We start from the raw sequence: 7,087 nt of genomic DNA, 5'->3' as shown, positions 1-7,087 counted from the left end.
ACCCCTTAATTCGTTGCGGCCAGTTAAATCCTGGCCCGGGGGCGACGCAACAGTCTGTTAACCTCACTTGCATAACCAGTTATGCGCCAACCGACCAATGTTGAAAATGAAGTTAATTTCGGCGGAGAAAAATGAACACTTTCAGGATTTTATTTAAATCTTAACGAACCATGCGGCCGTTTACGCTGGGCAGACGCGGGGACACGATTCACGCCAATCGTCCCGCTAAAGCGTGTCGCGGCAAACGGGATTCAGGATTCCGGTTTTTCTTGATCTGTGATTGACTGTGCCCGTGGAAGGAGAAGCGCCATGGGCAAGCCGCATCCGATGGAGTTGCGTGAGCGTGTCGTTGCGTTTGTGAATGAAGGCAACAGCAATCGGGAAGCCGCCCGGCATTTCCGGGTTTCGCCCCGGTTCGTCAACAACATGATGATCCTGCATCGTTCCTCTGGTTCTCTTCGGCCTGCCAGACAGGGCCACCCGCCTGGCAGTAAACTTTCGCCGCATGGGGAATGGATCAGCGAGCGCGTAGCCCTCAATGGCGAAGTGACGCTGGACGAACTGTGTCTCGAACTGGCCGAGCGCGGCATCGAAGTCCACCGCGCAACCGTCGGGCGGTTTCTACATCGGCTTGGGCTCAGCAATAAAAAAAAGCCTCAAGGCAAGCGAGCAGCTCAGACCGGAGATCGCCAAGGCGCGTGATCTTTGGATTAGCCGGCGAAAGCGGTTCTTCAACAAGGCGTTGTCACGGCTCATCTTTATCGATGAGACGTCCACGAATACCCGTCTGACGAAGCGCACCGGATGGTCTGCCAAAGGCAGTCGCTTTGCGGCTTACGCTCCCTTCGGCCACTGGAAGACGCAGACATTCATCGCCGGACTGCGCTGCCATGGCCTGACCGCGCCATGGATTGTCGATGCACCCATGAACAGCCGCATCTTTGAAACATGGATCGAGACACAGCTTGCGCCGACACTGTCGCCCGGCGATGTTGTCATCCTCGACAATGTCGGCTTCCACAAAAGCGAGAAAGCCGAACAACTGGTCAAGGCGAAGGGGGCCTGGCTTCTCTTCCTGCCGCCCTATTCGCCGGACCTGAACCCCATCGAAATGGCGTTCTCAAAGCTCAAGGCGCTCTTGCGAAAGCGAGCAGCCAGGAGCTTCGACACGATTGCCCAAGCCCTCGGCGACATCATCGCCCTCTTCTCTGTCACTGAATGCCGAAACTTCTTCAAAGCCGCAGGATATGAGGCTGAATAAATGCGACACGCTTTAGGCGGCTGTGGTTCACTCAACGGAAGATGTGAAGAAAGGTGGTTTCGCGACCATGGCGAGACCTGTTTTCTCGGCCTCATCTGAAACGACATAAAGCTCGCCCGCAGGTTCACCGAGGCCCGTGTTATCTTCGATCTGTTCCGACGTTCCAATGCTGCAATCGACTAGCCGCGCCTGACCCGCTGTGTCCTGGCTAGATGGTGACCTTGCCCCGCTGAACTAATCCATTTTGAAGTAAGCTCTGGCCTATTGAGAGGACCAGAGAATGAAGCGCAACCGTTTCACGGACGAACAGATTATAGGGATACTGAAGGAGCACGAGGCAGGCACGCCGGTCTCAGAGCTTTGCCGCAAGCACGGCGTGAGCGATGCCAGCATCTATAAATGGAAGGCCAAATTCGGCGGCATGGACGTGTCCGAAGCCAAGAGGTTGAAGACATTGGAGGACGAGAACGCGAAGCTGAAGCGGCTTCTGGCGGACGCGATGCTCGACAATGCAGCTTTGAAGGACCTGTTGGGAAAGAAGTGGTGACGCCCGCAGCAAGGCGGAAAGCTGTCGTGCATCTGATGGATCACCACCAGATGAGCGAACGGCGGGCGTGTAAAGCCAGCGGCTTTTGCCGAATGACGGTCCGTTACGAAACCAGGCGCAGCGACGATGATCGTCTTCGCGAGCGAATGAAAGCATTGGCGCATGAACGCCGCCGCTTTGGCTATAGACGCATCCACGTGCTGCTCAAACGCGAGGGGCACCATGTGAACCACAAGAAACTCTTCCGGCTGTATCGGGAGGAGAAGCTGACGGTGCGCAAGCGCGGCGGCCGCAAGCGAGCGATCGGCACACGTGCACCGATGCTGGTCCCGATGACGGCCAATGATCGCTGGTCGCTGGACTTTGTGTCGGATCAACTCACCGATGGCCGCAGGTTCCGGGTGCTGACGATTGTCGATGATTGCACCAGGGAATGCCTGGGTCTTGTCGCCGACACATCCCTTTCCGGTCTGCGCGTTGCTCGTGAACTGGACCGGATCATCAAGGAGCGCGGTAAGCCGAAGATGATTGTCAGCGACAATGGTAGCGAGTTCACCAGCAACGCGATCCTGCAATGGACGGACCAGGTCAAGGTGGAATGGCACTACATCGCGCCGGGTAAGCCGATCCAGAACGCCTTCATCGAAAGCTTCAATGGCCGACTGCGGGATGAACTCCTGAACGAGACGCTCTTCTCGTCATTGAACCATGCCCGATCGGCGCTCTCAAGCTGGCGTAGCGACTACAACGATCATCGACCACACTCAGCCCTCGGCTGGCTCACGCCAACCGAGTTTGCCCAGACCATCAACCCGCGACGTGATGCGGTGCTGCGCAGCCGGAATGGCTCCGCACCGCAACCCGCCGCTACCGCCCCGAATACAGCAACACAAAACCGCCGGAGCGAACTCAAAACTGGATAAAACTTGGGGGCAAGGTCAATGAACCTTCCCCCGTAAACTCGACACGGAGTCCAAGAAGAACAAGCTGATCGACGCTTATATCGATGAACTGTCGCGTAAATTGCCGGAGTTGGAGGATTTGCAAGTTTCTTTGGTTGCGGGGGCCTGATGGCACGGAGACTTGCATAAAACGCTCGTCGAAGGGGTAAAGCCAGCGTTTGTGACGGACAATCCTCACGGAGCGATTAGCACCTCGACCCCTCGCCGCTCAAACTCCTTCGCCACCCGATCTGAGATGCCGTCGTCTGTGATCAGCGACTGGATCACGTCAAGTGACCCAAGCCGCGTGAACGAGGAACGGCCGATCTTGGTGGAGTCAGCGACGAGATAGACATGCGCCGCCGCCTTGATCATCGCTTCCTTGAGCTGGAGGTCGGCAAAGCTCGGATAGGTCAGTCCGGCCTCCAGATCGACGCCGGCGGTCGCCAGAAACAGCTTCCCGGCAAAGATGTTGCTGAAATACTCGACGGACTTGTCCCCCGACAGGGACAGCGTCGGTGACTTGAACTGCCCGCCCGGCATATGGACGGCAAAAGTCGGCACTGCGCCCAGAATGATGGCGATGTTCAGCGCATTGGTGATCAGGGTCAGATTGCGACGGTTGGTGAGCCGCATGGCGATTTCGGTCGTGGTCGTGCCGGCATCGAGGATCAGCGTCTCGCCATCCTTCACAAGGCCGGCTGCCAAAGTCCCGATCTTGCGCTTCTTGTCCATGTTCTCCTGGTGATGCAGGGTCATGGTGCCGACCTGCGGCGCGACCGAATTCAGGTAGGCGCCGCCATGTTCTCGCGTGATGAAGCCTTCGTTCTCCAGCCGCTCAAGATCCTGCCGGATCGTCGCTTCGGAAACATGGAACGCTGTCGCCAGCTCGCGCACGCGGGCCGAGCCTTCTTCCTGCAGCCATTCGAGGATGCGCCTGCGCCGAGGCTCGGAGAGCAAGCCAACCATGGATTCGGCAGAATCGTTTTCTGTCTTCGCGTCCATGTTTCGACAAACCTCAAATTTCGCAAGCAAACCGCAGTGTTTCGATCTTAACTCTCGGTTCCCTTACAACAAGTACCCGCCGGTTGAAATCCTCATCACGCCTGGCTCTGCAGGACGACCCGGGCCTGCAGCTTCTGCTGGACCTGATCAACCACGACCGCAGCAATGATGACGAGCCCCTTGATCACTGTCTGCCAGAAGGATGAAACACCCATCATGATCAGGCCGTCAGCCAGGATACCGATGACAAACGCGCCAACGATCGTGCCACCGATTCGACCTCGACCACCGGACATGGAGGTTCCACCCAAAACGGCGGCAGCGATGGCGTTGAGTTCGAAAGTTTCACCGGTTGCCGGATGGCTCGCCTGCAGCTGCGAGGCGATGATCAGACCGACCAGTGCCGCACAGAAACCAGAGAACATGTATACGAAGAGCTTGATGCGATCGACATTGACGCCAGAGAGTGCTGCACCCCGCTCGTTACCACCGACCGCATAGATATGCCGCCCGAGTGGCGTTCGAGTTGCGAGATAGGCAGCGCCGAGGGCGACGACGACCATGATCCACACAGAGACCGGGAAACCGAGCAAGGACCCCGAGCCGATCAGCCTGAAAGTGTCGGAACCATAGTCAGGATTGCCGGCAAGGTTCGGGAAAGTACGACCGTCGGAGAACAGAAGCGCTGCACCGCGCGCAACATAGAGCGTCCCGAGCGTCGCAATGAACGGCGCAACATTGAGCTTGGTGATCAGCAGCCCGTTGATTAGGCCGATCAAGACACCGACGACGGCGACAATCAGGCAGATCTCAATCGTGTTGAACTGCAAGCTCCAGCCGATCTGCAGGTCGATGCCGTAAAGAACCAGCCAGCCGGCAACCATCGCACACAGGCCGACGATCGAACCGACAGATAGGTCGATGCCGCCAGAGACGATAACGAAGGTCATGCCAATCGCAAGCAGCGCGTTGAGTGCCACATGCTTCGAGATAATCAGCATGTTTGCCCCGGTCAGGAAGTTTGGCGCGGCAATCGCGAAGAAGGCAAACACCAGGATCAGGGCCACAAAGGTGCGCATCTTCAGGAGAAGCAACAGCATCGAGGCTTGCGACGACGGGCCGGCGGCCTTGCTGCCTTGGGCGATAACAGAACTGCTCATGAGGATTTGACCTTGTTCAGATTGGGCGTAGCGGCGGAGATCACGTCCGCTGCGGCGGCACCGGCCGGAAAGTCGCCGGTCAGCCTGCCATTCGCCATGACGAGAATGCGATCGGAGAGGGCGAGGACTTCCTCCAGATCCGAGGTGACGAAAAGGATTCCTAGCCCATCGGCGGCCAGCTTGCGCATGGTGCGAAAGATTTCAGCCTTTGCACCGATGTCGATCCCCCGCGAGGGCTCATCCATCAACAGGATGCGTGGCCTGGTCATCAGCGCCTTGCCGATCACCACCTTTTGCTGGTTGCCACCGGACAGACTGGAGACCGGGTGCTCAAGGCTCGCGATCTTGATGGCCATGCGCTTGACGAATTCCGCAGCCTTGGCGGCTTCGGCCTTCAGGTTCAGATGGAAAATTTTGGTGAAGTCAAAGAGCGACGAGAGGGTCAGGTTTTCGCGAATGCTCATGATCTGGACCAGACCGTCCCGCTTTCGATCCTCCGGGATCAGCGCGAGACCGCGCCGGATCCGCGCGGACACGCTGCGCTCCGTGACGCGCTGTCCAGCGATGAAGAGCTTGCCCGTGGAAGCGGGATGCTGCGCCATTATGCATTCGAGAAGTTCCGACCGCCCGGCGCCCATCAGTCCATAAAGGCCGACAATTTCGCCTGATCGCACCGAAAGCGACATGTGATCGACCACATAGCCTCCGGCTGGACTTGGCAAAGAGACCTCTTCGACGCGGAAGACCTCATCACCCAGCGCGTGATGCTCGGTCTTCGGAAACTCCTTGGAGGCGCTGCCGATCATGTTGGAGACGATCCAGGGAATATCGACCCCTTCCATGGAGCGCGCGCCAGTGATCACGCCGTCCCGCAGCACGGTGATGAAGTCCCCGATCCGGATCAGCTCTTCGAGCCGATGAGAGATATAGACGATGCCGACGCCTTGGCGCTTCAGATCGCCGATGACACGGAAGAGTACCTCAACTTCGGCAGCGGAGAGCGCGGATGTCGGCTCATCGAGAATCAGGATCCGCGCATTTTCGGCGAGCGCCTTGGCGATTTCGACGATCTGCTGCTGACCGATCCGGAGATTGCCGAGCGGCATGTCGGGATCAATGTCCTGTTCGAGACGCTTCATCAGGGCTGCTGCAACGGCCCGTTGTGCGGTCCTGTCGATATGGACACCGCCGACCGTCTTCTCGTGCCCGACGAAGATATTCTCGGTCACCGTCAGGTTGGGAAACAAATTAAGTTCCTGAAAGACGATGCCCACACCATGACGTGCTGCATCGGTTCGGTCGGCGAAGACGACAGGCTTGCCGTCGAGCGTGATGGTTCCGCCATTCAGCTGCTCGACGCCTGCAATCACCTTCATCAGCGTAGACTTGCCGGCTCCATTCTCGCCCACGAGAACGTTGACCGCGCCCATGCGCAGATCGAAGTCGACATTCTTAAGGGCCTGTGTTCCCGGATAGATCTTGGAGCCGGAGCGGATCGTGAGCCCGATCGAGTGCTTTTCGCTCATGGCGCGACCTCGACACTGACAGGCGTCACGAGCGGTTTCTCACCTACGGAGCGTAGAACGGTTGCACCGATAAATTCGACCGTCTTGCCATTCAGCGGGCTATCAGTGGGGATGGTCGAAACGGCACGATCGTTCAGTGCACGGCCGAGGCGGGCATATTCGATCTGGTCGCGAAAGGCAGAGAAGTCGTAGAGCGGCGTCACGTCACGAAGGGCCGAACCTTTGACAACAGGGCCAAGCTGCAGAATCGCATCCGCCGTCCCGTCTCCGTCGACATCGATTTCGGCAACGGCAGCCTTCGAGGCTCGATTTTCGACAATGACCTTACCCTTGCCTTTGACCGCGAAGTTCCAACCACCACCAGCACCACCGACGCGCAGACCGTATTGAGCACCGGCCGCATCCAAACCCGCCTTGACCGCATCGCGCAGCACGGAGAGATCGACCGCTCTTTCCGACAATGCCGGAACGAGCTTGGCCTCGAAGGTTTCAGATACCAGTGTCGCGATGGGATCAGCAGCCGCTTCATCGGCACTTTCGGTCTTCACCAGCTTGCAGCCGGAAATGCTCAACGCGACCATCAGGCCCGTTGCAAACAAGATGGGTTTCATTTTTGGACGACCACTCTATTCAACTGAGACGGCCAC

At 58.1% G+C, this 7,087-nt stretch carries 7 protein-coding genes; 3 read left to right on the top strand and 4 right to left on the bottom strand.

Annotated elements, in window-relative coordinates:
* The first annotated feature begins 309 nt into the window (after positions 1-309).
* The 3 genes from AC1PUL_RS20745 (at position 310) to AC1PUL_RS20735 (ending at position 2,731) form a co-directional block, all read left to right on the top strand.
* Positions 310-702, top strand: coding sequence for a helix-turn-helix domain-containing protein (locus tag AC1PUL_RS20745; RefSeq protein ID WP_480464776.1), 393 nt, complete (start codon positions 310-312; stop codon positions 700-702).
* 40 nt (positions 703-742) lie between these two features.
* The gene (locus tag AC1PUL_RS20740) at positions 743-1,261 is read left to right on the top strand and encodes an IS630 family transposase (protein WP_480464775.1); all 519 of its coding nucleotides are present in this window, start codon (positions 743-745) and stop codon (positions 1,259-1,261) included.
* A 280-nt stretch (positions 1,262-1,541) separates the two neighbouring features.
* Positions 1,542-2,731, top strand: a protein-coding gene (locus AC1PUL_RS20735) for an IS3 family transposase (RefSeq protein WP_480465857.1) whose coding sequence is annotated in 2 segments (ribosomal slippage) — positions 1,542-1,791 and positions 1,791-2,731 — 1,191 coding nt in all. Because the reading frame shifts where the segments join, the coding sequence is not laid out codon by codon here.
* 213 nt (positions 2,732-2,944) lie between these two features.
* On the opposite strand, the gene AC1PUL_RS20730 is transcribed toward AC1PUL_RS20735, so the two are convergent.
* From AC1PUL_RS20730 to AC1PUL_RS20715, 4 genes are all read right to left on the bottom strand, one after another.
* Positions 2,945-3,754: a DeoR/GlpR family DNA-binding transcription regulator gene (locus tag AC1PUL_RS20730; RefSeq protein ID WP_480465876.1), complete on the bottom strand. Its 810-nt coding sequence runs from the start codon at positions 3,752-3,754 to the stop codon at positions 2,945-2,947.
* Positions 3,755-3,849: 95 nt separating this feature from the next.
* On the bottom strand, positions 3,850-4,914 hold the full coding sequence (locus AC1PUL_RS20725) for an ABC transporter permease (RefSeq protein WP_480465875.1): 1,065 nt from the start codon (positions 4,912-4,914) through the stop codon (positions 3,850-3,852).
* The gene (locus tag AC1PUL_RS20720) at positions 4,911-6,440 is read right to left on the bottom strand and encodes a sugar ABC transporter ATP-binding protein (protein WP_480465874.1); all 1,530 of its coding nucleotides are present in this window, start codon (positions 6,438-6,440) and stop codon (positions 4,911-4,913) included. Before AC1PUL_RS20720 ends, AC1PUL_RS20725 begins: the two co-directional genes overlap by 4 nt.
* Positions 6,437-7,051 (bottom strand): DUF2291 family protein, encoded by a 615-nt coding sequence (locus tag AC1PUL_RS20715; protein ID WP_480465873.1) that lies wholly within the window; start codon positions 7,049-7,051, stop codon positions 6,437-6,439. The genes AC1PUL_RS20720 and AC1PUL_RS20715 overlap by 4 nt, the downstream gene beginning before the upstream one ends.
* Between the last annotated feature and the right edge of the window lie 36 nt (positions 7,052-7,087).

The sequence above is a fragment of the Rhizobium sp. P43 genome, assembly GCF_056730705.1.
Note: the sequence above shows the minus strand (reverse complement) of the source record. Positions and strands in the feature narration are given on the sequence as shown.

Coding starts and splice junctions, on each gene's coding strand:
- AC1PUL_RS20715 (WP_480465873.1), bottom strand. CDS start 7,051: ATGAAACCCATCTTGTTTGCAACGGGCCTGATGGTCGCGTTGAGCATT.
- AC1PUL_RS20745 (WP_480464776.1), top strand. CDS start 310: ATGGGCAAGCCGCATCCGATGGAGTTGCGTGAGCGTGTCGTTGCGTTT.
- AC1PUL_RS20725 (WP_480465875.1), bottom strand. CDS start 4,914: ATGAGCAGTTCTGTTATCGCCCAAGGCAGCAAGGCCGCCGGCCCGTCG.
- AC1PUL_RS20720 (WP_480465874.1), bottom strand. CDS start 6,440: ATGAGCGAAAAGCACTCGATCGGGCTCACGATCCGCTCCGGCTCCAAG.
- AC1PUL_RS20730 (WP_480465876.1), bottom strand. CDS start 3,754: ATGGACGCGAAGACAGAAAACGATTCTGCCGAATCCATGGTTGGCTTG.